At 41.6% G+C, this 23,536-nt stretch carries 20 protein-coding genes; 4 read left to right on the top strand and 16 right to left on the bottom strand.

Annotation, left to right across the window (positions count from 1 at the left end):
• Positions 1 to 10: 10 nt before the first annotated feature.
• The 14 genes from ABTV71_RS11635 to ABTV71_RS11570 all read right to left on the bottom strand — a co-directional run bounded on the left by ABTV71_RS11635 (position 11) and on the right by ABTV71_RS11570 (position 15,378).
• A complete protein-coding gene (locus tag ABTV71_RS11635) occupies positions 11 to 1,696 on the bottom strand; it encodes a GMC oxidoreductase (RefSeq protein WP_121121939.1) in 1,686 nt (561 codons plus the stop codon).
• A gap of 45 nt (positions 1,697 to 1,741) precedes the next feature.
• Positions 1,742 to 2,980 (bottom strand): nucleoside permease, encoded by a 1,239-nt coding sequence (locus tag ABTV71_RS11630; RefSeq protein WP_433903707.1) that lies wholly within the window; start codon positions 2,978 to 2,980, stop codon positions 1,742 to 1,744.
• Positions 2,981 to 3,075: 95 nt separating this feature from the next.
• Positions 3,076 to 3,999, bottom strand: coding sequence for a hydroxypyruvate isomerase family protein (locus ABTV71_RS11625; RefSeq protein WP_121121937.1), 924 nt, complete (start codon positions 3,997 to 3,999; stop codon positions 3,076 to 3,078).
• Between the two features lie 15 nt (positions 4,000 to 4,014).
• Complete coding sequence (locus ABTV71_RS11620) at positions 4,015 to 4,998, bottom strand: FAD:protein FMN transferase (RefSeq protein ID WP_433903307.1); 984 nt, start codon at positions 4,996 to 4,998, stop codon at positions 4,015 to 4,017.
• A 52-nt stretch (positions 4,999 to 5,050) separates the two neighbouring features.
• Positions 5,051 to 6,364, bottom strand: a complete 1,314-nt coding sequence (locus ABTV71_RS11615) for a Gfo/Idh/MocA family oxidoreductase (RefSeq protein ID WP_433903306.1) — start codon at positions 6,362 to 6,364, stop codon at positions 5,051 to 5,053.
• Between the two features lie 29 nt (positions 6,365 to 6,393).
• Positions 6,394 to 7,362 carry a formylglycine-generating enzyme family protein gene (locus tag ABTV71_RS11610; RefSeq protein ID WP_433903305.1) on the bottom strand — a complete coding sequence of 323 codons (969 nt, stop codon included), beginning with the start codon at positions 7,360 to 7,362 and terminating at the stop codon, positions 6,394 to 6,396.
• A 234-nt stretch (positions 7,363 to 7,596) separates the two neighbouring features.
• Positions 7,597 to 8,187 carry a hypothetical protein gene (locus ABTV71_RS11605; RefSeq protein ID WP_121121931.1) on the bottom strand — a complete coding sequence of 197 codons (591 nt, stop codon included), beginning with the start codon at positions 8,185 to 8,187 and terminating at the stop codon, positions 7,597 to 7,599.
• Positions 8,188 to 8,192: 5 nt separating this feature from the next.
• Entirely contained in the window at positions 8,193 to 8,936 is a 744-nt protein-coding gene (locus ABTV71_RS11600) for a hypothetical protein (protein WP_433903304.1), read from the bottom strand.
• A 404-nt stretch (positions 8,937 to 9,340) separates the two neighbouring features.
• On the bottom strand, positions 9,341 to 9,604 hold the full coding sequence (gene rpmA, locus ABTV71_RS11595) for a 50S ribosomal protein L27 (protein ID WP_046672918.1): 264 nt from the start codon (positions 9,602 to 9,604) through the stop codon (positions 9,341 to 9,343).
• A gap of 43 nt (positions 9,605 to 9,647) precedes the next feature.
• On the bottom strand, positions 9,648 to 9,959 hold the full coding sequence (rplU, locus tag ABTV71_RS11590) for a 50S ribosomal protein L21 (protein ID WP_028068281.1): 312 nt from the start codon (positions 9,957 to 9,959) through the stop codon (positions 9,648 to 9,650).
• Between the two features lie 150 nt (positions 9,960 to 10,109).
• Entirely contained in the window at positions 10,110 to 12,152 is a 2,043-nt protein-coding gene (locus ABTV71_RS11585; protein WP_433903303.1) for a M13 family metallopeptidase, read from the bottom strand.
• Between the two features lie 68 nt (positions 12,153 to 12,220).
• Positions 12,221 to 13,729, bottom strand: coding sequence for a carbon-nitrogen hydrolase family protein (locus ABTV71_RS11580; protein ID WP_121121925.1), 1,509 nt, complete (start codon positions 13,727 to 13,729; stop codon positions 12,221 to 12,223).
• A gap of 151 nt (positions 13,730 to 13,880) precedes the next feature.
• On the bottom strand, positions 13,881 to 14,222 hold the full coding sequence (locus tag ABTV71_RS11575; RefSeq protein ID WP_104382326.1) for a DUF3467 domain-containing protein: 342 nt from the start codon (positions 14,220 to 14,222) through the stop codon (positions 13,881 to 13,883).
• Positions 14,223 to 14,259: 37 nt separating this feature from the next.
• The gene (locus ABTV71_RS11570; protein WP_433903302.1) at positions 14,260 to 15,378 is read right to left on the bottom strand and encodes a M42 family metallopeptidase; all 1,119 of its coding nucleotides are present in this window, start codon (positions 15,376 to 15,378) and stop codon (positions 14,260 to 14,262) included.
• A gap of 162 nt (positions 15,379 to 15,540) precedes the next feature.
• Between ABTV71_RS11570 and lgt the strand changes: the two genes are divergently transcribed.
• The 4 genes from lgt (at position 15,541) to ABTV71_RS11550 (ending at position 19,384) form a co-directional block, all read left to right on the top strand.
• Positions 15,541 to 16,356, top strand: a complete 816-nt coding sequence (lgt, locus tag ABTV71_RS11565; RefSeq protein WP_121121921.1) for a prolipoprotein diacylglyceryl transferase — start codon at positions 15,541 to 15,543, stop codon at positions 16,354 to 16,356.
• A 433-nt stretch (positions 16,357 to 16,789) separates the two neighbouring features.
• Complete coding sequence (trpB, locus tag ABTV71_RS11560) at positions 16,790 to 17,980, top strand: tryptophan synthase subunit beta (protein WP_433903301.1); 1,191 nt, start codon at positions 16,790 to 16,792, stop codon at positions 17,978 to 17,980.
• Positions 17,981 to 18,100: 120 nt separating this feature from the next.
• On the top strand, positions 18,101 to 18,643 hold the full coding sequence (locus tag ABTV71_RS11555; protein WP_121121919.1) for a L,D-transpeptidase family protein: 543 nt from the start codon (positions 18,101 to 18,103) through the stop codon (positions 18,641 to 18,643).
• Between the two features lie 168 nt (positions 18,644 to 18,811).
• Positions 18,812 to 19,384, top strand: coding sequence for a helix-turn-helix domain-containing protein (locus ABTV71_RS11550; RefSeq protein WP_121121917.1), 573 nt, complete (start codon positions 18,812 to 18,814; stop codon positions 19,382 to 19,384).
• Positions 19,385 to 19,493: 109 nt separating this feature from the next.
• Here the strand turns inward: ABTV71_RS11550 and ABTV71_RS11545 are convergent, their stop codons facing one another.
• Positions 19,494 to 21,674 carry a DUF4954 family protein gene (locus tag ABTV71_RS11545; RefSeq protein WP_433903300.1) on the bottom strand — a complete coding sequence of 727 codons (2,181 nt, stop codon included), beginning with the start codon at positions 21,672 to 21,674 and terminating at the stop codon, positions 19,494 to 19,496.
• A 7-nt stretch (positions 21,675 to 21,681) separates the two neighbouring features.
• Entirely contained in the window at positions 21,682 to 23,523 is a 1,842-nt protein-coding gene (glmS, locus tag ABTV71_RS11540; protein ID WP_433903299.1) for a glutamine--fructose-6-phosphate transaminase (isomerizing), read from the bottom strand.
• Positions 23,524 to 23,536 lie beyond the last annotated feature (13 nt).

Genomic DNA, 23,536 nt, shown 5'->3' with positions numbered 1-23,536 from the left:
TCTTTAGCTATTAGATATTACCTTTTTTCAATTCACTAACTGCAAAATCAACTGCACGTGCAGTAAGCGCCATATATGTAAGTGATGGGTTAACACAGCCTGCAGAAGTCATACACGCACCGTCCGTAACAAATACGTTCAATGCATCCCAAACCTGGTTATTCCCATTTAATACCGATGTTTTAGGGTCGCGTCCCATACGAGCTGTTCCCATCTCGTGGATACCTTGACCAAATCCATATACATTATCATAGGTATACGTATCCTTTACGCCAATGCTCTCCAGCATTTCCTTCATCTCATTTTGCATGTCACCACGCATCTTCAATTCATTATCTTTGATTTCGGCATCGAACGATAGCACAGGTAACCCCCATTTATCTTTTTTGCTCTTATCCAAAGTAATTTTATTTTCATGGTACGGCAAAGTCTCCCCAAATGCTGTGAAACCTACATTCCATGTACCAGGTTCACAGATCGCATCTTTCCATGCACTACCAACTTCCATCTCGGCAACAGCACCGGACCAACGGCCACGGCTTGCAGCCCCCTGATAACCAAATCCGCGAACATAGTCGCGTTTTTTCGTATCGCCTTCAACGTTTACAAAACGAGGCACATAAAGACCTGTCGGACGACGGCCAAAAACATAGCTATCCAAATATCCTTCCACATTACCACCGGCACCGCAACGGAAATGGTGATCCATCAAATTGTGTCCAAGCTCACCGCTGCTACTTCCAAGACCACCTTCCCAAACATCGGTCGCTGAATTCATCAACACCCAAGTCGAGTTCAATGCCGACGCACAAACAAAAATTACTTTCGCAAAGAATTCATAAGTCTGATTGGTTTCAGCATCAACAATTTCAACACCTTTTGCCTTTTTGGTGTTTTTATCGTAAATAATCTTTGTTACGATAGAAAAAGGACGTAATGTTAAGTTATTTGTCTTTTTTGCTGCAGGGAGAGTCGCCGATTGCGTACTGAAATAAGCTCCAAAGTTACAACCCAACCAACATTGATTTTGATATTGACAATTGACACGGTCATGATGCGGAACAGTAATGTTTGCTGTCCTACCCATGATGAAATGACGTTGACCACCGTATTGTTTTTTCAGGCGCTCAGCCAAGTCTTTTTCAACAACATTCATCGCCATTGCGGGCATATAATCACCATCTGGCAAAGATGGCACACCATCTCTATTTCCCGAGATACCGGCAAATTTTTCAGCATAACTATACCAAGGAGCAATATCTTTATAGCGGATTGGCCAATCTACACCATGGCCATCTTTTAAATTTGCCTCGAAATCCAAATCCCCCAAACGATAAGATTGTCTTCCCCACATTAAAGAACGACCACCCACGTGATACCCGCGGTACCAGTCAAAGCGTTTTACTTCTGTATAGGGACTCTCTTTTTCGTTCACCCAAAAATCCAGGTTCTTTTCATTCAAGGGATAATCTCTACGCAAAACCGGATAATCTTCGATCATCTGTTGCGTACGACCACCAGCATGAGGCCATTCCCATGGATTTTTATTTGGCGCAGTATAATCTTTGATGTGTTCGATGTTACGACCACGCTCCAGCATAATTGTTTTCAGCCCTTTCTCCGTCAATTCTTTCGCAGCCCATCCACCACTTATCCCCGAACCGATTACAATCGCGTCATAAGTATTTGTTGCCATCTCTCTTCTAATTATTTGTTTTTTTAAATAGTTATTTTTTTCTGTTTAGTGTGCAGCGTTCGCATTATCCACCTTCTCGTCTTTAAAAAGAGCTAAAAAGATAATAAATACTACTGCGGCAATAATTGCAGGCACGACCCAAGTATGGTTCCAAAATCCCGCTAAATCTGTTGCTTTTAAATCTTTATATTTGTCTCCTACATAGCCTGCCACCCAGAAACCGATCAACTGACCAACACCATATGTTGCCAAGGTGATCAAGCCCTGAGCTGCAGATTTGTACTTAACACCTGCTTTACTGTCTGTATAAATCTGTCCTGAAACAAAGAAAAAATCATAGCAGATTCCGTGCAGGGCAATACCGATCAACAACATGAACGATAATTCGCCCGCATTACCATAAGCAAACAGTAGATAACGGATCACCCAAGCTAACATCCCCACAAGAATGGTCTTCTTAAAGCCAAATTTTGTAAAGAAGATCGGAAGTGCCAATAAAAACAAGACCTCCGAAGCTTGACCAATCGTCATTTTACCAGTGGCATTTTCTAATCCTATCTCTGATAGAAAAGGATTAGCATTGGAATAATAAAATGCCAATGGAATACAAATCAATACCGAAGAAATGAAAAATATAAAAAAGTTTTTGTCTTTCAACAATTTAATGGCATCCAGACCAATAATTGATGCAAACGATGGCTTTTCGCCTTCATCCAATTTAACCGGCGGTGTTTTTGGCAAAGCAAAGGAAAATATCCCCAATACTAAAGAAGCGATCCCCGATAGTAAGAAGGTATTTTTTAATGCTCCTTCAGAGGCCTTTGCATCCCAAAAATAACTGATAACTAAACCAGCAATGATCCAACCAATGGTCCCCCAGATGCGTATAGCCGAGAACTGCTTTTCAGGGTTGGTCAATTGCCTAAAAGAAACCGAGCTCGTTAAAGCCAACGTTGGCATATATAGAATCATATAGGCCAATACATAGGGATAAAAAGTAGACATATCGGCAGCACCATACATCTGATACATTAGCACTGCGCCAACTAAGTGCAAAACACCCAAAATACGCTCCGCATTAAAATAACGGTCGGCAATCATTCCTACGATAAAGGGAGCGATAATCGCACCCAATGACTGCGTCGAAAATACATTAGCCTTTTCAAATTCTGTCGCATTCAAATTCTTGCTCAAAAAAGTGCCTAATGTGACAAACCACCCCCCCCAAATAAAAAATTCAAGGAACATCATGAAGGATAGTTTAAATTTTATTGTTGATGAAATCATAAAAAAAATGGTGTTTTACAATACTACTAATTGGTTTTACCTGCTCAATTTAAGAAATTAAATCTAATTGTCAATAGTACACTATTAAAATATTACAAAAAGCTATCGACTTCGCGGTATGCGGCCACCAATCTGTCCTCGCCCTCTTTGCCGGGCTTAGAATTACCATGCTCCATCCCCATTACGCCCCTATATCCCTTACTATGAATGTGTTTAAATACATTTTTATAATTAATTTCGCCCGTAGTTGGCTCTTTACGGCCTGGATTATCCCCAATCTGTATATAAGCGATTTCATCCCAGCAACGGTTTATGTTTGCGATTAAATCGCCCTCGGTACGTTGCATGTGATAGATATCATACAAGATTTTACAAGAAGGGCTATTCACGGCTTTACACAAAGCATAGGTTTCGTGTGTCTGTTGCAAAAATAACTCCGGGGTATCACTTAAGGTTTCAAGCACCATCACTAGTCCATGGGGTTCAAAGATCTCCGCTCCTTTACGCATCGCGGTAAGAATATTGGCGAATTGGTTTCCCCAAGGAAGTCTACGTTCGTAGAATCCGGGCACTACCGTAAGCCATTTTGCGTTACAGCGTTTGGCTGCTTCGACAGACTTATGGCATGTTTCGACAAATTTATCCAAAAACTCCTGTTTTCCTGTCGCCAAGGAAGGCATCCAGTTTTGGCCGCCATCAACCACAAATACACCCATGGTCATCCCCAATTTGGCCAGTAGTTCACCTATTTTCTTTTGCTCATCTAATGTCCGGCCGAGATAGCCATTGTCTTCAATTCCACGAAATCCCAAATCATACATGTAACGAATTTCGTCAAGAAAATTGTCCCCTGCATGATTCTTGAACATCCCTTGATGGGGTGCATAATTTAGATTAAATGTCTTTCCTTTATCCATCATATTGGTTGCATTTTGATTTGTTGAGGCAAATGTGTGCCCAGATAATCCGGCTCCAGCAGCCAAAAGGCCACTTTTAATAAAATCAGATCTTTTCATTTTGTTTATAGTTGATTAATTTTTAAATAATTTACCAAATCCATCCGAATAAATCGTCTGAATGGACTGGTTTTTATTTTTGTAGATAACAAAAACTTCCACATCTTTCAGCTTTTTGGCTTTAGCAATAATTTCAGTGGGTTCCATGCTCATAAAGTAATTGTCCAGGGCATCGGCATCTATGGCTGTTCCGGCGTACACCGTAACACTTAAGATGCTGGTCGTATAGGGAAACCCTGAAATGGGGTCTATGTGGTGTCCCAGTCTTTTATCTTTATATTTAATAAACTTCTCAAAACTACCGGCCGTAGTTAACGCCCCGGACCGGAGCTGCACAACGGCCGTCATAGTCTCTTCCTGTTTACTTCCATCGGGTTGTACAATACCGATTGAAAAGCCCTGTTGCCCGGGAGCTGTTCCCGAAACTCGGATTTCACCCCCAACTTCCACCATGTAATCCGACAGTCCTTTATATTTTAGATAATCTGCCAGCACATCCACCGTATAGCCCTGTGCGATACCATTGACGTCAATTTTAACACCCGGTTTTTTCTTGATCAGCTGATTGCCCCTGACCTTGAGGTTATGCATACCGACAAATTGCTTTGCCTGATAGACGGTCGCCGAATCGGGTGCAACCGGGCTTTTTTTTACACCGAAGCCCCAAAGGTTGACCAATGGGGCAATGGTAATATCGAATTGGCCTTTAGATAGTTTGTTGTATCGGAATGAAGCGGCGATGACATGCGCCATATGCTTATCCATTTCGATATGTTGTACCGTATCCTGGTTGAACAGCGATATCTTTGAATCCTTGCGATAGACCGACATGGATAGATCAATGATTCTCAAGATGCTATCAACTTCCGACCGCTTGACAACACTATCCGGCGCGAAATAAGTGATGTGAAATTGTGTGCCCTGCGCGGGGCCTTCCAGGCGAATCTTATTTAACTCTTTTGAACCAGTTTGCGCCTGCGCAGCAAGCAACCCAATCATAAAAAAGAATATACAGCAGATTTCCCTCTTTAGCCCCATTGCCGCACAGCTGTTAAATATAAAGGTTGGTATTTTGACCAGGATTAGCTACAGCATAAAAACCTTCGGTATCCGGCAATAACTTCGGTTTTGCATCCCAAGCCAAGACATCCGGACCTAATTTGATCGTTGATTTCAATGCCTCATCCCATTTGATGACCTTACCTGTATAACAAGCAATACGGCCAATGATACCAGTTAAAGTACTGTAGGCACCGTACTCCGCATTGTCAAACTTATACTCTCCGTTAGCAATCGCTGCGAAAAGTTCTTTATGTTCCTGTTGATAAGGGTTAGGGTTACCTTTCGCATCATGACGATAGATTTCTTTACCTTTCCAATCATACAATATGGCTTGTCCACCGGCAGAAAGGTATACACGGCCTTTTGTTGCCTGAAACTGCTCATCAACACGATTTTGTATTCCTTCAAAATGTCTACATTGGCTATATACCACACTGTTGTCCGCATAGGTTAATTCCAGCGCAAAATTATCGTAGATCTCACCATATTCTTTGCCTGTACGGTGCGCCCTGCTTCCAGTTCCCTGGATAGATACCGGATAGGAACCTTTCACCCAGTTTGCAATATCAATATTGTGTACGTGCTGTTCAACAATATGGTCACCGCATAACCAGTTGAAATAGTACCAATTGCGCATTTGATACTCCATTTCTGTTTGCTCAGGCTTACGTGGGCGTACCCATACCCCACCTGAATTCCAATACACCTGTCCCGAAGTTACATCACCGATTGCACCATCGTGAATACGTTTAATGGCCTCACGGTAATTCGTTTGATAACGACGTTGCAAACCGACGACAACATTTAATTTCTTGCGTTTGGCTTCTGCCGCGGCGGCTATTACTTGTTGCACGCCCGGAATATCCACAGCAACGGGTTTTTCCATGAAAACATGTTTTCCCTGACGGATTGCTTCTTCAAAATGTGCTGGCCTAAATCCCGGGGGCGTAGCCAGAATAACCACATCTGCCAATTTGATTGCCTCTTTATAGGCGTCAAAACCTACAAATTTATGGTTGTCGCTGACGTCAATTTTATCTTGCCATTTTTCCTTAAGGGTATTATATGTACTATCTAAATTATCTTTAAATGCATCAGCCAAAGCAACAACTTTGATGTTCGCTCCCGAACTTAGCGCATCAAATGTAGCCCCTGTCCCCCTACCTCCACAGCCTACTAAAGCTACTTTGATCACATCGGAACCAGCAGCATAGGCTCCAGATAAAGGCAGCGAACTTAACATGGCGCCGCCAGCAACCATGGCAGAAGTTTTAATAAAATCTCTTCTTTCTAGATTTTCCATAATAGTTTTATATTGATTATTTTATTTTTTTAAAAATCTTTAATTGGTTTTTTATCATAATAAGCCATAATCTCTTCATGACTAGGGGGATTAACCGGTCTAACTAAACGCATACCAACAAAGGGGGCCTCGGGGAACCACCAATTACTTTTGGGGACCTGCGGGTCCAATTGTTTCCATATAGGATCCGATGCACCACGGGCAGCCGAGCGCAGATCAGCAGCGGCACTGTCAAATGCACCACCTCGGACAACATTGGGATACAATGTCGTAGGAACAACAACAGGATTAATCAATACCTTATCCTTACCTTCTGCATAGCTATCAGCCTTATATTGGTCGTAGGTCCATTCCCCCACATTTCCATAGATATCGTAAAGGCCCCAAGGATTTGGCTTTTTCTCTCCTACCACATGCGTTTTTTGGTCAGCATTATCCTTAAACCAGGCATATTCTCCTAATTGCGTATCGTTGTCGCCGAAAAAATAAGCCGTCTTCGCACCAGCACGAGCCGCATATTCCCACTCTGCCTCCGTAGGAAGACGATAAAACACCCCAGTACGAACATATAACCACTTGCAGAATTGAATCGCATTATAGTGGGTCATAGCAAGTGCGGGATGCCCCTCTTTACCAAAACCAAATGTCATGTCAAGATAGGGCTTCGTAGGGCGGGTTACGGCGTCTATTTCCGGAGCAACCTTACCATCCTTACTTTTCGCAATTTCATAATCTTTGTACAAAAAGGGTTCAAACAAGTCCCAGGTTACTTCATACTGTCCCATCCAAAAAGGGTCGAGCTTAACCTCGTGCGCTGGCTTTTCATCTTCCTTACCGCCAGATACAGATCCCATTTTAAAGCTTCCGCCCGGGATAGCTACCATTTTAAACGAAAGATTGGTTCCCGCAATGGTCTGCTCATAAGAATCCAACTTGTTTTGAGCAATGGCATGTACTCCAGCAAACAGTAAAACAGGAATTAAGAATCTTTTTAACATATTTAGGTTTCTATTTAAAGACTAAAATATAAAATAAGGTGTATACTTTACACTTTGGCACTATAACTTTTTTATTACAGTTTAATTATTAACCGAATAACCATTTTATAATAACGGTTTAGCAAATTGACCTGTCGCTCTTTATGCCGAGCACAGTGCATTAAAAAATCTTCAACAAAAAAGGTTTTCCATGCGCATGGAAAACCTTTTTATCTCTTTACTGATCCGTATCCTTTATAGCAGGATTTTTCGGCTCACCGCCTTGTCTATGGTAATATATCCAGGATAGAATACCGATTGGCCAGCAATATTGATTGAAGGTTTAATTTTTAACGTAAATATTCCCTTTTTATTCTCATCACTGGACATTAAAAAATTTTGCAGGTCAGAATTTACTAACAGATCATAAATATTGGTCGCAATACGCACATTGGCCATCGTTGATCCCCCGGGTTCAATTTGTAAGGATTGATTGACAATTCCTTCGACAAGCTGTTGACCGCCATACAGGATGATATACTGAAACTTATTGATTGACGCCTTCTTCAAGGTTGGGTTATCAATTTTAAGACGAATAACCGCATCCAATGGAATATCTTTTCGTAAATAGGCCAAAGCCAAACTGGGTGCTGCCCCCAGATCAATCTGATTATTTTTTATCAGACGCTGCAATGATGTTCCTGCCAATCGAATACTGTCTACAGATTCTACATCAAACTTACATTTCGCCAAGTTCTCGATCTGTGCCTTTTGTCGGTTCACACCACATCCGGAAATGAATAAAACCAAAAAGACCAAACATCCAAATAAAATTTTCTTGCTCATAGCCGCTATTTTCCTCCAAATTTATACAAAACTCCCAGTGTAAACAATGGGTAACCCGCTTTTAAATATGTATTACTTTTAAAGCCAAAAACCATTCCATTCGTATACTGCAACTTCCACCCTTTCCCAAGCCCCATCCGTGTATAAAATATAGGTTCAATCAGCATGTTATCTTCTTTCGCTACGGCAAAACCATCAATAGCGAAGTTCTTCATACGCATATTGCTCAGTCTGATAATCGTCCCATAGTCAATATCATGTTTATTTCCGAACAATTTCAGAGCGTCTTTCTTTTCCGATGAAAAGTTCACTTGCACAAACACTTTGTCAAAATCCATATCCTGTGTCTCGACAATAGCCTGCCCCATGGTTGAAGATCTTTTATCAACTACACTCGTGGTTCCTAGCCCATATCCGCCATACACTTCAAATACACGATTATTTTTTCGGCCAAAACGCGTATAGTACCCGATCCCTGCTTCCCCCATTTTCTGTGCATAGTCTTTCGTATCGGATTTATTGTCCAAATAAGATCCATTGGCAATGACAGCGACATGATCGGTCACGGCTACTCCCAGATTTGCAGAAACGTTTGCCTTTGTGTTTATATTCCCGGAAATATAAACCTCACCAGCTTCCGTAAACATAGGTACCGAAGGCACATTGGGCATATAGATCGAACTACAGGAATATAATGAACAGGCAAATAATCCAACGCACAGGCCATATCCAAACTTGTTGTATTTCATATATAAGTAATTATTCAGTTGTATGAGCATTCAATGTATCCATGAATGCTTCGCATTTTGTATTTTAATGGCCATATGGAATATCCTCATTATATATGCACCAGCGCTTAACCCCAGAGGACAAGCATGCTTAAAAAACACATATCCTTTATAAAAATTGTACCAAAGCAGTTACATTTAACAGAAAATAACAATTCATCGCAGGAGTTAAGCGGATAATTTATAAACAAACACCATAGTTACAGCTGGCACGGCTCAGCAAGCAGCTCGTACACAGGCAGATGAAACGCTGCAGATTTTTAACAAAATCTTTGCAGCTGTTTAAAAAAATTAAACAATAAAAGGGACATACATAAAAAAAGGCATCAATTGCTTGATGCCTTCTTCAAATATTGTTGCAAACCTTATGCTTGTTCTGTAGGAACTACAGATACATAAGATTTATTGTTAGCTTTTTTACGGAAAACTACTTTACCGTCTACTAAAGCGAACAATGTGTGGTCTTTACCAATACCAACATTCGTGTCAGGATTGTGTTGTGTACCGCGTTGGCGTACGATGATGTTACCTGCGATTGCTTGTTGACCACCGAAGATTTTGATACCTAAACGCTTGCTATGTGACTCACGGCCGTTCTTAGAACTACCCGCACCTTTTTTGTGTGCCATTTCTTTATCTTAATTTAAGACTAATGTCTGATTAAAAATTCAATTATAACGTAATACCAGTGATCTGGATTTTAGAAAATTGTTGACGGTGACCGTTTTTCTTTTTGTAGCCTTTACGACGTTTTTTCTTGAAAACGATAACTTTATCGCCTTTTAAATGAGACAAAATTTTAGCCGAAACTTTTGCACCAGCAACGCTAGGTGTACCAATGGTAAATTTACCACCGTCTTCTGCTAACAATACATTGTCAAATTCAATACTAGCGCCTTCATCTCCTTGTAAACGGTGTACAAAAAGGAACTGGTCTTTTGCAACCTTAAATTGCTGTCCTGCTATATTTACTATTGCGTACATTGTTAATTAATTAAATGTGTTATTAAATGAAGGGCAAAAGTAATTAGTTTTTCTCATAATTCAAAGATAAATCTATCTTTTTCCCTTCAATTATTTTCAGCCTTTGCGCTATCGCGCAATCGAAATAACAGAATAGCAAGGATTAAGCCCTTACCAAACTAAAACTCTTTTTTCTGGCGCGACATACATTTTAGCCGTAGGCTGTACATTAAATGCCTTATAAAATGCCTCCATATTATAGACGGGACCATTTACACGGAACTGCTCAGGGCTGTGTGGGTCAACCTTCAAACGTAAACGCATACGCTCGTCGCTGCTCTTCACCCGCCAGACCTGCGCAAAACTTAAAAAGAAACGTTGATCAGGTGTGAACCCGTCAATCTTCTCGCTTCCCTGTCCTTGTTTGGTCAATTTAAACGCATCGTAAGCGATGTTCAAACCACCAATATCGGCCAGATTCTCTCCTAAGGTCAGTTCTCCATTGACATGTTGATTATCCAATAAAGTGAAGCTTCCATACAATTTTGCGACCTGATTGGCTCGTTCGGTAAACTGCTTGGCATCCACTGCTGTCCACCAGTCGTTTAAGTTACCGTCTTTGTCATATTGCCGCCCCTGATCATCAAAACCATGCGTCATCTCATGACCTATGACAGCACCAATCGCGCCATAATTGATCGCATCGTCCGCATTGGCATCAAAGAATGGAAACTGTAGGATGCCCGCCGGAAATACAATCTCATTGTACGGAGGATTATAATAAGCGTTTACAGTCGGTGTGGTCATCAGCCATTCCTTCTTGTCGACAGGCTTGTTTATTTTAGCAACCATCTCCTTATAGGCATGCTTAGCCGAAGATTGCAAATTGGCGTAATACGTATCTTTTGCAACTTCTACATCGCTATAATCTTTCCATTTTTCTGGATAACCGATTTTCTTGACAAAAGCTTCTAATTTTCCGATCGCTTTTTTCTTGGTTTCCGGTGTCATCCAGTCTAATTTCTCGATTCTGGTCTTGTAGACTTTTTGTAAATTATCGACCAGTTCCATCATGCGTTGCTTTGCTTCCGGTTTAAAGTAGTCATCCACATAAAGCTTACCCACGATTTCGCCCAGATTTTCATCTGCTGAGCTCACCATTAATTTCCAACGCTCTTTTTGTTGTTTCTGCCCATTCAGCGTCTTGCCGAATAATTCAAACTTAGCATCTCGAAATTCCTTGCTTAGCGCAGTTGCCGAAGCATTAGCCAAATCAGCCTTTAGTTTTGTTTTCCAAATATCTACAGGCTGTGATTTCAACAAATTATTTAAGGCGAGGTAGAACTTAGGTTGCTGTACCAAAATTGTATCAGTCTTCACCTCCAATCGCCCAAGAATATCTTTCCAATTCAAATTTGGGGTTTGTTTCTGAAAATCCTGAACGGCAAACTTATTATAGTTTTTGATCGGATCCCGCAATTCAACGGGTGTTAAATGGGATTTCGCGATTTCCGTTTCCAATTTGAGTACCTCTTCCGCAGATTTCTGTGCAGTTGCTCCCTCACCGATCAACCCGAACAATTTAACCAAATAGGCTACATAAGCTTCCCGAATCTTTTTGGCTTTATCGTCCTGATCCAGGTAATAACTAGCCTCAGGTAGGTTCAGGCCACCCTGAAAAAACTGAAGCGCATTTTTAGTGCTGATCCGATCATCGGCTGCTACATAGAAACTAAAAAGGTCTCCATCCCCTTCTTTGAATCCATCAGCCGCATAGGCGATCAATTCATCAACATTTTTTAATGCATTGATTTTTTGAATAGTCCCTTCTATTGGCTTGGCTCCCAGCTTATCAATCGTCACAGTATCCATACCGCTCGCGTAAAAATCACCTGCTTTCTGTTGGTCCGATCCCTTCTTGGCGTTGGACTGAGCAGCATTTTCCAATACTGTTTTTAATTTCTGCAGGTTTTCATCTGCTAGAATATAAAATGAGCCCCAGCCCGTTTCGGAAGCCGGTATCTGGGTATTTTTCATCCATGCACCATTCGCATATTGGAAGAAGTTGTCGCCAGGATTGACCGTGGTATCCATGCCAGAAACATCAAAAAAATTGGTTCTGACTTCCTGTGGACTCTCCTTACTTTTATTGGACTGACATGACAGCATCATTAAGACGATCGAGAGCGTCCCCCATTTGACTTTTTGTATCATACTTTATTAGATTAAAGAATATAACTAAAGCTAAGCATATTTTGAAGCGCTTCAAAAATACAGCGCAATTATTTCAAAAGTTTTACCTCATATAAGTCTTTACGTCGGTCTTTTTTGACTTTTACCGTACCATATTCATGCAGGTCGCGAAGGGCGTAGAGATCCACATCAGCAATCAGCACCATCTCCGCATTGGGTGTGGCCTCGGCCTTGATGGCATTATTCGGAAACGCAAAATCCGACGGCGTAAAGACTGCGGATTGCGAATATTGGATATCCATGTTGTTGACACGTGGCAAGTTGCCAACAGACCCTGCTATGGCCACATAACATTCGTTTTCGATGGCACGGGCCTGTGCACAGGTCCTGACCCGAATATAACCATTTTGGGTATCGGTCATAAAAGGCACAAATAAAATCTGCATGCCCTGGTCAGCCAAAATACGGCTCAATTCCGGAAACTCCACATCATAACAAATCAGTAGGCCGACCTTACCACAATCTGTATCAAATACCTTTACCTCACTTCCACCTACCATACCATAGTATTTAAATTCATTTGGCGTAATATGAATTTTCTTGAATTCATCCAGCTTACCATTACGATGGCATAGGTAAGAAACATTATAGAGTTTCTTATTTTCCATCAGCGGCATAGAGCCAGCAATAATATTCACATTATAGGAAACCGCAAATTGCTGGATCCGATCAATAATTTCGGAAGTATGCCGGGCCAGCCTTTCCATTGCCAATCGCTCGGGAAGATCGTTATATGGACTCATTAATGGTGTGTTAAAAAACTCGGGAAACATAATAAAGTCTGTTCCGTAGTCGCTTACCGTATCCACAAAGAATTCGATCTGGTCATAAAACGCTTCGATATTATCGAATAAACGCATCTGCCACTGCACCAATCCCAGACGGATCGTCTGTTTGGTCGTTGAGATCGACCGGGTTTCCGATTCGTAATAAATATTATTCCATTCCAGCAAAGTAGCAAATTCCATCGACTCGGCATCTTCCGGGAGATAATGTTTCAGCACCTTTTTGACATGAAAGTCATTGGAAAGCTGAAACGTCAATGTCGGATCATAAATCTCTTTGCGTTTTACCTTCTCAATATAGACTCTCGGACTCATCTTGTCCGCATAATTATGGTAATTGGGAATCCGTCCGCCAGCAACGATACATTTTAAGTTCATCTGCTCGCACAACTCCTTACGTGCATCATAGAGGCGCCGGCCCAATCGCAATGCACGATGTTCTGGATGGACGAATACTTCGATACCATACAACGTATCTCCGTCATCGCTATGTTTGCTGAATTTACCGTCATCAATAATATCATAATAACTATCATAGATGTTGTTCTTTTTGGAATTGAGGATAATGGATAGCGCACAGGCAACCACATGCCCATCGATCTCCACGCACAATTGTCCTTCGGGAAATATCTCGATCAGATCCTGAATATTTTCCTTCGACCAGGTATCCCCTACACCATCATAAGCTTGTTCCATTGATTTTTTCAAATCAACATAATCCTTCTTTGTCAAGTTGCGCACTTGAATATCCATATAAATCTCCTTTTGAAATAAGTTTATCTAAAAATAGCAAAAGTCGGGCCCAAGCCCAAATACCAGCGTAGCCCAGCAACCACAAATGGAGACAAAAAAAGGCGCCAATTGTTTTATTGGCACCTTAATTATCGATAGATTATACTATTGACTATGCTTGACCTTGAGGAGTTCCGAAAGGAAATGCTACAGTTGGGTCGCCACCTTGTTGAGGTTGTTCGGCAACACCTACATCCATTTTAATCGGACCGTTCAGAGCTTCGAAACGATTCACGTTATCAACCAATGCACCTAACAAGCGTTTTGCGTGCTCCGGAGTCAAAACGATTCTTGATTTCACTTTTGCTTTTGGCACTCCTGGCATCACACGGATAAAGTCAACCACAAATTCTGTATTAGAGTGAGTGATAATCGCAAGATTTGAGTAGATTCCTTCTGCTACTTCTTCTGTCAACTCGATGCTCAATTCGTTTTGATTTTGGTTATTTTCCATAATAATTCTAAATGATAAGTTAATATAATCCTAAATTCTATTTTGTAAATGTTCTAAAGTCCTGTCCATCCTCGATATTCAACAACGTATGATAGATCAACCGGATCACATTGTCGACATCCTCTTTGTGCACCATTTCAACCGTCGTATGCATATAACGTAGTGGCAAGGAGATCAGGGCAGAGGGCACGCCGCCATTGCTATAAGCAAAAGCGTCGGTATCTGTTCCTGTATAACGTGAACATGCCTGACGTTGGAACGGGATATTATTTTCCTCAGCAACTTTCACCAACAGCTTATTCAAGTTGACCTGAACCGCCGGAGCATAAGACAATACCGGTCCTTTTCCGGAGAATAAATCTCCTTGAGTAATCTTATTGATCATTGGCGTCTGGGTATCATGCGTCACATCAGTCACAATGGCAACATTCGGCTTAATGCGATCTGCAATCATTTCAGCACCGCGCAAACCAATCTCTTCCTGCACCGAATTTACGATATATAATCCAAACGGCAATTTCTTTTTATTCTCTTTCAGCAGACGAGCGACCTCAGCAATCATAAAGCCACCGGCACGGTTGTCCAGGGCACGTCCGATATAATAACGGTCGTTCAGGATCGAAAAGGTATCCTCATAGGTAATCACACAGCCAACGTGCACCCCCAAAGCCTCCACTTCCTCTTTGGAACTGCAGCCACAATCCAAAAATATATTTTTTAGGGAAGGATTTTCTTCTTTCTCGCCCGAACGAGTATGAATGGCAGGCCAGCCAAATACCGCCTTTACGATCCCTTTTTCGGTATGAATGTTTACCCGCTTGGAAGGCGCAATCTGATGATCCGAACCACCATTCCGCACCACATAGATCAATCCATCTTTTGTAATGTAATTGACAAACCAGGAGATTTCATCCGCATGGGCCTCAATCACCACTTTAAAAGCCGCCTTGGGGTTGATTACACCAACTGCTGTACCGTAATTATCAACAAAAGTTTCATCCACATAAGGTTTCAGATAATCCAGCCATAAGCGCTGACCGTCCCATTCAAAACCTGTGGGTGACGCATTGTTTATATATTTCTCAAAAAATGAAAGCGAATCTTTTGTTACGACTGCTGTCGTTTTCGGTTCTTTTTTCTTATTCTTTTCAGCCATCTTTTCCTTTTCTATTTACTTTCGTCAAAATATGAAAATTTCAATGAAATGCAAAAGTAAAAATGTTTTTTGGAATATTCCTTTTACATTTCACTTTCATTTTATTGAAAAATAAGATTAAACCTTATCTTTACCTTAGTAATTTAAACAGACATAAAAAATATGAATTCAATACTAAGTGCAATACATTGGAACGTAGATCCCGAGATGTTCAACTTTGGCGCATTTGCCCTACGCTATTACGCCTTATGTTGGCTCCTCGCATTCTTTGTGTCCTATGTTATTATGTTGCGCATTTTCAAAAAAGAAGGCCGCACGCAAGAGCAACTGGATCAGCTCTCCATCTATATCTTCCTCGGCACACTGATCGGCGCACGACTTGGTCATTGCCTGTTCTACGATTTTGACTATTATAAAGACCATATCCTCGAAATTTTCCTCCCTTTCAAATGGGATAAAAACGGATTCCAGGTGACCGGTTTTGCAGGATTGGCCTCCCATGGTGGAGCCATTGGTATCCTTGTCGCACTCTACCTCTTCTGCCGCAAGACAAAGACTGACTTTTTATGGTTAGCGGACCGATTGGTTGTGGTGGTACCTATCGCCGGCGCATTGATCCGGATTGGTAATTTTTTCAATTCGGAAATGGTGGGCACACCTACGGATATGCCCTGGGCAATAATTTTTGAGCGTCACGACAATATCCCCCGCCATCCGGGCCAGCTCTATGAGGCCATCGCCTATATTATCATCTTTATTATTATCGGCTTCTTATTCAAATCGAACCCGAATCGTCAAAAAGGAAAATTGTTCGGTATTTTTATGGTTTTATTATTTGGTGCGCGGATGGTGTTGGAACATTTTAAAATTGATCAAGAAGCCTTTGAACAAAGCATGTTGCTCAATATGGGACAGCTTTTGAGTATACCTTTTATTTTGGTCGGTCTCTATTTTATTTTCCGAAAACCAAAAGCTTAAAATACACAGAGATCTGAGACAGTTCGCAACGTCAATATATAGCTGGCATCTTTCTTACAAAAGATGCCTTTTTTTATCGTTATGCTTCGGCTTCGGTCCGACCGCGGTAGCCGCCTGTTCCGAAACGGGGTCGCATCTGGGTCACCATGAATCCGACATGAGTCCGCGGTGAGTCCGTGGTGAGTCCGTGGTGAGTCCGAGTAAAACCCGGATTCAGCACGAATTCACCACACTATAATATTAGTCAGACCTGCTTTCAGACGCGATTCAGGCCCGAATCAGCCTCGAATATGACCCAAATAATCATCGACTCGGACCTAAAACACGGACTCCATAAACAAAATTAGCTTGTTTTTTTCCAAAGACTCCAAAGATTATTATATTTAGCCTTCTTTAATAAGCAAAATTTTACAACAAGAAACTTAAGCCTAAAATGAGTCTAGAAAAGTGCGCATCTGTCGAAGCCAACGAAAACATGCTTCAATACAATGGTAAATATGGCGAGTATGGCGGGTCATATATCCCACCTGTTCTGGAAAATCAGTTAAATAAATTAGCCGAATTTTTTGATAGCCATGTTCAGAAAGAAGAATTCCAAAAAGAATTCATCTCCATCCTCAAACATTATGTGGGACGCCCCTCACCTTTGTATTTTGCAAAGAACCTGAGTGAATATGTAGGATCTAGAATCTACTTAAAGCGGGAAGACCTGAATCATACCGGTTCACACAAAATCAACAATTGTATCGGTCAGATCCTGTTGGCAAAACAAATGGGCGCTACGGAAATTATTGCCGAAACCGGAGCTGGTCAGCATGGAGTTGCAACCGCGACCGCCGCTGCTCTCTTAAATATTCCATGCAAGGTATTTATGGGCGAAATTGATGCCGCCCGCCAGGCCTTGAATGTGAAACGGATGGAGTTGCTGGGGGCTGAGGTTGTCACAACAAATCTAGGAAGCCGAACACTTAAAGATGCTGTTGACGCCGCCTTGATGTATTATGTCGAAAATCCAACATCTTATTATCTTCTTGGTTCACATGTCGGACCGCATCCCTATCCTAAAATGGTGGGCTATTTTCAGAGTGTGATCGGCAAAGAAGCCCGACAACAAATTCTTGAACAGGAAGGGCGTCTTCCGGACAGTATCTTTGCCTGTGTGGGCGGTGGATCAAATGCCATTGGGTTATTTTCAGGTTTTCTGGATGATCAAGAAGTTGAAATCAATGGCGGTGAAGGCGGCGGATCAGGTACTTACCCTAAGACAGCCGCTACCCTGTCGTTTGGTAAACCGACTGTATTTCAAGGTACCTATTCCTACTGCCTCATTGACGATACAGGCAATCCGATCCCATCCACATCCGTATCTGCTGGACTGGATTATCCGGGCATATCACCTCAGCATGCCGCTTTAAAGGACAGCAATCGAGCCAACTATTATCCTATTACGGACGACGAAGCAATCGCCGCCTATAAATTGCTTTCCAAATTAGAAGGAATCATCCCGGCAATCGAGTCTTCACATGCTGTTGCCCTAGCCGTCAAACTATTGAAAGATAAAAACAAACTTGCTATAGTTAACCTATCTGGCCGTGGAGACAAGGATGTCGACCGTGAATTTTAATAGATCACTGAATTTAAATAGCCCTAGCGAGTTGCTCTATGAGCAACTCGCTAGGGCTATTGATGTAAATCTGGGTTTTCCACGTATACTAACCGTCCCATTTAGATATCAGCGATTCTTATGAAACGAAATAGAAATTGCCGCAACTGGCTAAAAATCGTTGCTGTCGTATTCCTCCTATTGATTCTTGGGGTTACCGCCTATAACCTTTATCCTGAACCCCGCTTACCAAAAAATGCGGTGGTCGACAAACTTGTGGTCTATAAATCCAAACGAACCCTATCAGTTTATGCGCAAGGCAAATTGCTCAAATCCTACCAAATATCGCTGGGCGGAGAACCGATTGGTGCTAAAAAAATTGAAGGTGACTTAAAGACACCGGAAGGATTATATTATATCAACGATAAAAATCAGTACAGTGGATACCACAAGAACCTAGGGATTTCCTATCCGAATGATCAAAATATCGTCTATGCCAGATCTTTGGGCAAAACTGCGGGTGGTGACATCAAAATCCATGGCTTAAGAAATGGAATGGGCTTTATCGGGAAATTACAACGTTGGACAGACTGGACACTCGGCTGCATGGCGTTAACCAACACAGAAATCGATGAACTTTACCAGGCCGTCCCCATAGGTACCCCTATTGTGATTAATCCCTAGCGTTGATCAGCAGGTCAGTTCCAACGGCTAGACAAACTGTATGGATAGCTCCGCAGAAAGCACCAAAATGCTACAACATATCACCTAAATCTTACAACAGAAATGTCCGATTAATTTGCGATTTTTGGGTTTGGATTTGGATTTGTAACTTGTATTAAAAATAATCGAATGAAACTCGCAATAAAGAATATGGTATGCAATAGATGCATCATGGTCGTCGAAAACGAATTGGCCAAGCTTAATCTTCATATTAAACATATTTCTTTAGGACAGGTCGAAATTGAAGAGACATTAGACCGGGAACAATCGGCTCAGCTAGCCGAAAGCTTCTCCGCCCTTGGTTTTGAACTCATCGATGACAAAAGAACGGTATTGATTGAGCAGGTCAAGCATTTGGTCCTGGACTTAATCCGCAACCAACATAACAATACCAATCTTAATTTATCGGAAATAATAAGTAATCAGATTTACCATGATTATAATTATATTTCGAATTTATTCTCGGATGTTGAAGGCATGACAATCGAAAAATATTTCATTAGCCAAAAGATTGAATACGTGAAGGAACTTTTGGTCTATGATGAATTGACACTAAGCGAAATCGCCTATCAGTTGAACTATTCCAGCGTTGCTTATTTAAGCAATCAATTCAAAAAGGTTACCGGACTGACTCCTAGTCATTTTAAGCATATCAAAGAGAATAAACGTAAACCATTGGATAAAATACATGATGCAGGATAAATTTATTCAGCTCCAGCAGTTTTTGACAGGTCAATTCATTATTTGACGCCCGATTAAAAAAACAGATATTAAAGATTACAGAAAAGGCCTCCGAGCGGAAGCCTTTCTTTTAAAATTGCCCTTTCAAATTTGCAACCCTTATCTTAAATGTCTCTAATTCTTTTTGTTGTTGATTGATAAAGGAGTTCTCCTCCAGCTTTCCTACCACAATATCACGTTCTTCATCATTGGCATAGACCATGTTTTTGAACGGATTTTTGTAGTCTTTCGCGCGTGATTTATAAATCTGTTCACCAATCCAGATCCGGTGTCCGAGCGCCTGATCCAACAAAGATACAATTTTATCTGTTGATAAAACCATACCTTCCAAATTTAAGACTTCGATTAAAGATAAGAGTGCATGTTCACGTTTATCTAGGGGGTAATCTTTACTCTTATCATGATAGAATTCGTGGACTTCATCCCAAGAATCTATTTTTTTAGATTTAATATCGTCCAGAAAAGTTTGCAACGCGTTACTTTCTATCAGCTGTCCACCTATATTTTGCCAGCTGGTACGCGCCTTACCCGCTAAAGATTTAATGATATCCTGCAGCGAAAGTCCGTCTTCAAGTGCATCCATCAGATGCAGCACACCGTAATACTTAATAAACGAGCGATACAAATGATAGGCTTCGCCAACTTTCTGAATGACAGTAGGTCTTCGGGAATTCTCAGCTCCTTGCAGCACGATGGTCTGATTTTTCAGATCCATATTGTTGGCGAGCAACGCCCGACCGGCAATAATACGCTCTTGCGTATCCTTACCTGCTCCAGTGTGAAGGCTATCTGCAACAGCCAAGGCCAATATATCCATTCCTTCGAACATTTCATTCACCGTATCCGGTGCCAACATATCGTATTCAAAATATTGGTTTTTGAAATGTCTGTTATCCCTGGCTTCATATTTATTGGCGTTACGCACCAATGCGTACATATTGTACATAAACCAATAGCCAGGAATCAATACGAGCTGATCACGCTGCACATCATTGCTCACCAGCGTGAAAGGCAATCTAATGTCCAATTCGTGTAGAAAATCTCCTTTGACAATGAGACAATAAGATGCAAACCTAGAGTTGTGTTTTAAACTGACACAGAGTCCCGGCCAAAAGCCACGTCCTGCAATAATCTCACCGTCAGCAGCTCTGGAATTGTGGTTTGACCCCACTGTCGCTCCGGCAGCCATGTTACTTTGCCCCATGACCAATGCTGCACACAGAAAAGAATTATTATGATGTTGCTCATGCGCCGGAAAAATCAGAGAATTAAGTACTTCACAACAGGATATCGTCGAATTATCGCCGAGATAAGAATTGATCAACCGTGCACCATATTTCAGCTGGGAGTAAGAGGCCAAAATAAAACGTACCGCCTTTACCCCATAGAATATACGGCAACCGTAACCAATGATACCATTGACCAGCTCACAGCCCTCACCAATTTGCGTATAGGATTCCCGGGAAGAATTGACGGTCACATTTTTCAGCTTGCTTACTCCTTTAATATAAGCATCGGTACCAATCTTCACATTTTTGATTGTGAATGTATTTTTAATGACACAACGATCCCCTATCTGACTATAATAACCACGTTGAGTACCAAATTTCTGGTCCGTCAGCTCTTCAAAACGGTGCTGTAGCATACGATCATGGCGATTTCGCGTCCACAGGTAAACATCAGCGGCCTGCATGCCGTCGAAAGGATAAACGGAGCGTGCTCCATTTTCATTGCAAAGCTCCAATTGGATGCGTTTATCGGATTCTTCACCATCCCGCAGAATACCATTTCCGAATTTAGCCGTGCTACCAGTTTCCATCTCCTTGATCTGACTTAACAGCACTTCATTCCCCACAATAAAATAGGATAAATAACCTATATGATGTACAGCTACATCATCGCCAAAATCCGAACTGATAATGGTCGAATGATATAAACCGATGGGAAGCTGCAGATTTCGATATTCGAGGTAACTAGGGCTTAAATTTCCGATACGTACCAAGCCGTAAAATTTGCATCCCTGAACCTGCTTGGGATCAAAGATCGCCGAAACCTTCACCTTGGACCAATCACTCGACCAATTACCATTAGCAATAAGTTCCTGAACCTCAATTGACGTGAGATCACGGTAATCATTACGTGGATTCTGCTGAAAACGCAGGGTGTACTCATCCTGCCCTTCATGGAGAAATTCATTTGGGATAAAATCATATCCCAAATGCTCCAAAGGTATTTTCTTCAATACACTCATGCGCCTCCTATTCTACTGTGACAGATTTGGCGAGATTACGAGGTTTGTCAACGTCTAAGCCTAACTCCACACCAATATAATAAGACAATAACTGCAAAGGAACAACGGAGATTAAAGGAGCAATAACCTCATCTGCCTCTGGAATTTCCATAAAATCATCCGACAGATTTTCGGAAACGGCATCACCTTTGGTAACTACGGAAATAATCTTCCCTTTCCTGGCCTTTATCTCCTGGATATTGGAAACAATTTTTTCATGATAAGCATCTTTGGTGGCGACGAAAACAACGGGCAAGTTTTCATCGACCAAAGCAATAGGGCCATGTTTCATCTCCGCCGCCGGATAACCTTCGGCATGAATATAAGAGATCTCTTTTAGCTTTAGCGCACCTTCCAGGGCAACCGGGAAATTATACCCTCTGCCAAGAAATAAGAAATCCCTCGCGTCTTTATATTTTTTTGCTATTTGTTGAATCTTTTCGATTTGCGTATCCAAAATCCACTGTACTTTCCCGGGAACCTCATGCAATTCTTCCGACAGTTTCAGAAAACGCTCGTCGGAAATCGTTCCTTTTAACGACGCAATTTTTAATGCGATAAGGTTGAGGACAGTCAGCTGCGCCGTAAATGCTTTTGTACTTGCCACGCCGATTTCAGGTCCCGCATGCGTATAAGCGCCTGCATCTGAAAGACGTGCAATGGATGAGCCTACCACATTCACTACGCCCAAAATGATAGCGCCCTGTTTTTTTGCATTCTCCAACGCAACCAAGGTATCCGCAGTCTCCCCGCTTTGTGAAATGGCCAAAATAACATCTCCGGGATGGATCACTGGATTACGGTAACGGAATTCAGACGCATATTCCACTTCAACGTTGATGCGGCATAATTCTTCTATGACATATTCTGCAATTAATCCGGCATGCCAGCTTGTACCACATGCCACAATCACAATCCGATTGGTGTTGCTGATCTCATTCGCATACTTCTCGATTCCACTAAGAATAATCTGTTTCGCCTGCAGATCCAGACGACCACGCATCGAATCGTAGATGGTATCCGGCTGTTCAAAAATTTCTTTGAGCATAAAATGGTCGTAGCCACCCTTTTCAATAGCCGATAACTCTAGATCCAGCTTTTGGATATACGGGGTGATACGTTCATTCCCCAAATTTTTTAGAATCAGCTCTTCTGGCGTTATAATCGCCAGTTCGTAGTCATTGATATAAACAACCTCTTTGGTATAGGCCAACATTGGAGAAGCATCTGACCCTAGAAAGTGTTCGTTTTTACCTATTCCGATGACCAGCGGGCTCCCCTTTCTGGCTGCAATAATCCGATCTGGGTGACCAGCTTCTAAGACGAGAATCACATATGCACCGACGACTCTTTTTAAAGCAATGCGAATGGCCTCTTCCAGAGGACACTCATTCTGTAATTGGATTTCTTCGATAAAGTTAACGAGTACTTCTGTATCCGTATCACTTTTAAAATGATAACCTTTATTAATTAATTCTGATTTTAAAGATGCATAATTTTCAATGATACCGTTATGAATCATTGCGATGCGTCCACTGTTTGAGTAATGTGGATGCGCATTTCGGTCCGAAGGCTCACCATGAGTGGCCCATCGGGTATGCCCCATTCCTGTTGTTGACTGAAGGTCCTGACCGTAAACGAATTCTTCCAAATTTACGACTTTTCCCGTCTTTTTGTAAACATCAACATGTTCACCTTTGTGTAGTGCGACTCCTGCACTGTCATAACCGCGGTATTCTAATTTTTTCAATCCGTCAATGACGATACCATACGCCTGACGGTAACCTGTGTATCCTACAATTCCACACATGCTTGTCTCAATT

This window comes from Sphingobacterium puteale, from assembly GCF_050986225.1.
Taxonomy (GTDB): domain Bacteria; phylum Bacteroidota; class Bacteroidia; order Sphingobacteriales; family Sphingobacteriaceae; genus Sphingobacterium; species Sphingobacterium puteale.
Note: the sequence above shows the minus strand (reverse complement) of the source record. Positions and strands in the feature narration are given on the sequence as shown.

Coding starts and splice junctions, on each gene's coding strand:
- glmS (WP_433903299.1), bottom strand. CDS start 23,523: ATGTGTGGAATTGTAGGATACACAGGTTACCGTCAGGCGTATGGTATC.
- ABTV71_RS11615 (WP_433903306.1), bottom strand. CDS start 6,364: ATGGAAAATCTAGAAAGAAGAGATTTTATTAAAACTTCTGCCATGGTT.
- ABTV71_RS11550 (WP_121121917.1), top strand. CDS start 18,812: ATGAAACTCGCAATAAAGAATATGGTATGCAATAGATGCATCATGGTC.
- rplU (WP_028068281.1), bottom strand. CDS start 9,959: ATGTACGCAATAGTAAATATAGCAGGACAGCAATTTAAGGTTGCAAAA.
- trpB (WP_433903301.1), top strand. CDS start 16,790: ATGAGTCTAGAAAAGTGCGCATCTGTCGAAGCCAACGAAAACATGCTT.
- ABTV71_RS11600 (WP_433903304.1), bottom strand. CDS start 8,936: ATGAAATACAACAAGTTTGGATATGGCCTGTGCGTTGGATTATTTGCC.
- ABTV71_RS11545 (WP_433903300.1), bottom strand. CDS start 21,674: ATGAGTGTATTGAAGAAAATACCTTTGGAGCATTTGGGATATGATTTT.
- ABTV71_RS11620 (WP_433903307.1), bottom strand. CDS start 4,998: ATGATTGGGTTGCTTGCTGCGCAGGCGCAAACTGGTTCAAAAGAGTTA.
- ABTV71_RS11605 (WP_121121931.1), bottom strand. CDS start 8,187: ATGAGCAAGAAAATTTTATTTGGATGTTTGGTCTTTTTGGTTTTATTC.
- ABTV71_RS11625 (WP_121121937.1), bottom strand. CDS start 3,999: ATGAAAAGATCTGATTTTATTAAAAGTGGCCTTTTGGCTGCTGGAGCC.
- lgt (WP_121121921.1), top strand. CDS start 15,541: ATGAATTCAATACTAAGTGCAATACATTGGAACGTAGATCCCGAGATG.
- ABTV71_RS11555 (WP_121121919.1), top strand. CDS start 18,101: ATGAAACGAAATAGAAATTGCCGCAACTGGCTAAAAATCGTTGCTGTC.
- ABTV71_RS11585 (WP_433903303.1), bottom strand. CDS start 12,152: ATGATACAAAAAGTCAAATGGGGGACGCTCTCGATCGTCTTAATGATG.
- ABTV71_RS11610 (WP_433903305.1), bottom strand. CDS start 7,362: ATGTTAAAAAGATTCTTAATTCCTGTTTTACTGTTTGCTGGAGTACAT.
- ABTV71_RS11635 (WP_121121939.1), bottom strand. CDS start 1,696: ATGGCAACAAATACTTATGACGCGATTGTAATCGGTTCGGGGATAAGT.
- ABTV71_RS11575 (WP_104382326.1), bottom strand. CDS start 14,222: ATGGAAAATAACCAAAATCAAAACGAATTGAGCATCGAGTTGACAGAA.
- ABTV71_RS11580 (WP_121121925.1), bottom strand. CDS start 13,729: ATGGATATTCAAGTGCGCAACTTGACAAAGAAGGATTATGTTGATTTG.
- rpmA (WP_046672918.1), bottom strand. CDS start 9,604: ATGGCACACAAAAAAGGTGCGGGTAGTTCTAAGAACGGCCGTGAGTCA.
- ABTV71_RS11570 (WP_433903302.1), bottom strand. CDS start 15,378: ATGGCTGAAAAGAATAAGAAAAAAGAACCGAAAACGACAGCAGTCGTA.